The sequence below is a fragment of the Campylobacter sp. genome (assembly GCF_017646085.1).
GTDB lineage: Bacteria > Campylobacterota > Campylobacteria > Campylobacterales > Campylobacteraceae > Campylobacter.
In genome coordinates, this window is sequence record NZ_JAGCNF010000142.1 from 1 (window position 1) to 2,410 (window position 2,410).

The 2,410-nt window shown below is 30.8% G+C and carries 4 protein-coding genes; 2 read left to right on the forward strand and 2 right to left on the reverse strand.

The window, feature by feature from the left end; translation table 11 throughout:
* Both J6V67_RS07250 and J6V67_RS07255 read left to right on the forward strand, forming a co-directional pair.
* The coding region (locus J6V67_RS07250; protein ID WP_291860834.1) for a lipocalin family protein at positions 1 to 438 on the forward strand (438 nt) is incomplete at its 5' end.
* Positions 435 to 1,085, forward strand: a complete 651-nt coding sequence (locus J6V67_RS07255) for a uroporphyrinogen-III synthase (protein WP_291860835.1) — start codon at positions 435 to 437, stop codon at positions 1,083 to 1,085. The genes J6V67_RS07250 and J6V67_RS07255, both read left to right, overlap by 4 nt.
* Here J6V67_RS07255 and J6V67_RS07260 read toward each other — a convergent pair.
* Together J6V67_RS07260 and thiE are read right to left on the reverse strand one after the other, a co-directional pair.
* A complete protein-coding gene (locus tag J6V67_RS07260) occupies positions 1,062 to 1,847 on the reverse strand; it encodes an undecaprenyl-diphosphate phosphatase (protein WP_291860836.1) in 786 nt (261 codons plus the stop codon). The two genes, J6V67_RS07255 and J6V67_RS07260, sit on opposite strands and share 24 nt — an antisense overlap.
* A 1-nt stretch (position 1,848) precedes the next feature.
* Positions 1,849 to 2,410: thiamine phosphate synthase (thiE, locus tag J6V67_RS07265; protein ID WP_291860838.1), on the reverse strand; the 562-nt coding region annotated here is incomplete at its 5' end.

Below are 2,410 nucleotides of genomic sequence, written 5' to 3' on the forward strand. Positions count from 1 at the left end.
GATATAAATTTAGAAAAATATATGGGGCAGTGGCTGCAAATGGCAGCTAAACCAGCTTTTTTTCAAAATGGTTGTAATAAATCTTACGCTAAATATAAATTAGAGTATGAAGGGGATATGCCTATAGTTAAAGTTGAAAATAGCTGTTTTAAAAATGGAAAATTATCAGTATCTAATGGCACTGCAAGAGTAAAAAGCGGTCGCACACTTTCAGTTAAATTTAGCCCATTTATGAATATATTTAATAAACCAAACTATGAGATATATTATATAGATAAAGGTTATAATGTAGCTATTGTAGGTAGTCCAAACAAAAATTACCTATGGATATTATCTCGTCAGGTAATTCCAAAAGAGCAAATTTTAGAATTATTAAAAATAGCAAATAGTGTTGGTTTTGATACTAGTGATATTAAATTTGATATGTGGGAAAAATGATATATTTGGTTTCAAATACGCCATATAGCGATAATGATATAGTGTGGCTAAATCTTTGTAAAATTAGATTTTTTAATTTTAATGTTAATCTAAGTAAATTTGATGCGATTATAGTGACTAGTAAAAATTCTATAAATGCACTTAAATTTAACTCTATAGCCGTGGCTGATATTTTGGTTTTTGCTATTGGCAAGGCTACTGCTTTGGCGTGCAAGGAGTTTGGATTTACACAAATTTACGAAGCAAAAAATTCGCATGGAAGTGAATTTGGGGCTGAGGTTTTAAATAATTTAAGAGATAAAAAAGTGCTATTTATCAAGGCCAAAGAGACAGTTTCAAATTTAGATATATACTTTAGTCAAAATGGTATTGATATTACAGTAGTAGATGGATATGAGAATTTAATATTATATCCAAACGATATCAAAAAGCCAGAGCCAAACTCAACTATAATCTTTACAAGTCCTATGAATGTACGTGCTTTTATTCAAAATTTTAGTTGGAATGATAGTTATCAAGCAGTTGCTATAGGAAAGGCCACAGCCAGTACTTTAGCTAGTTACTGTACTCCTATAATATCAAATTCTCAAAGTTTAAAAAGCTGTATAGAATTAGCTAAATCTTTAGATAATAGTTGGTGTAAATAATAAAAATACCAATCCTAAAATTATACGATACACTCCAAAACTAATATAGCTAAAGTGTGCTACAAAACGTAAAAATAATTTTATAATAGCTAGTGCTACTATAAAAGCTACTGCACTACCAAGTAAAAATATCCAAATTTGATCCAAATTTGTAATAAATATATCTCTATTTTTATAACTATCATATGTAGCAGCTGCAAGCATAGTAGGAATAGCCAGTAAAAAACTAAACCTAGCAGCCACTTCACGATTTAAACCACAAAGTAATCCAGTAATAATTGTAGAACCACTTCTAGAAGTACCTGGAATCATAGCTAAACATTGACTAAGACCTATAATGAAAGCTTGTTTATAACTAAGATTGTGTAAGTGATTTGTAGTAGGAGTATAGCTAGGGCGTTTTTGGAATAATTCAACTATTATAAATATAATACCGCCAATTATTAACATATACGCCACAGTATTTGGGTTAAATAGCTCTTTGATATGCTTATATGCTAAAAATCCTATGATAGCAGTCGGTATAAATCCGATAATAAGCTTAATCCATAGATTAATATCGCTTGTTAAACGCTCTTTAAAGGCCCATATAACAGCCAATATACTACCAAGCTGAATCACAACCTCAAAGCATTTTAACGCTTGAGTTTGCTCAAGACCTAAAAAGTGTGAAGTAAGAATCATATGCCCAGTAGAACTAACTGGTAAAAACTCAGTAAGCCCCTCTACTATACCTAAGATTATAGCTGAGATGATATCCATTTTATCCCTTTAATATTGCGTTTAATTTGGTTAAATTTTGCGTAATTGACCCAGGGGTATAGAGTGCAGAAATAATGGCTATATAATCAATTTCAAGATCTTTTACACTATTTAAATTTGAGATATTTATCCCACCTATTACTGCGATTTTACTATTTAGCCTTGCTTTTGCCTCTTTTATTGTATTAATTGAGCAAAGAGGAGCATTTGGTTTAGTAGGACTAGCAAACAAAGCCCCAAAAGCTACATAATCAGCCCCATTATTTACTGCATCCTTAGCACGTTCTAAGTCATTATAACAGCTCACACCTATATACGCATCGTAGCCTAAAATATCTCTGGCTTTTTGTAGGCTATCATCATCTTTGCCTATATGTACTCCACTAGCATCTATTATTTTAGCTAGTTGTACATCATCGTTAATTATAAATTTAGCACCACTATTTTTGCAAATGTTACTTATATCTTTTAGTATATTGATGTTGTGAATTTGACTTTTATTTCTGTATTGGATGATTTTAACTCCATTTGCTAAAAGCTCATTAATCTGAGCTTTTAGCGTA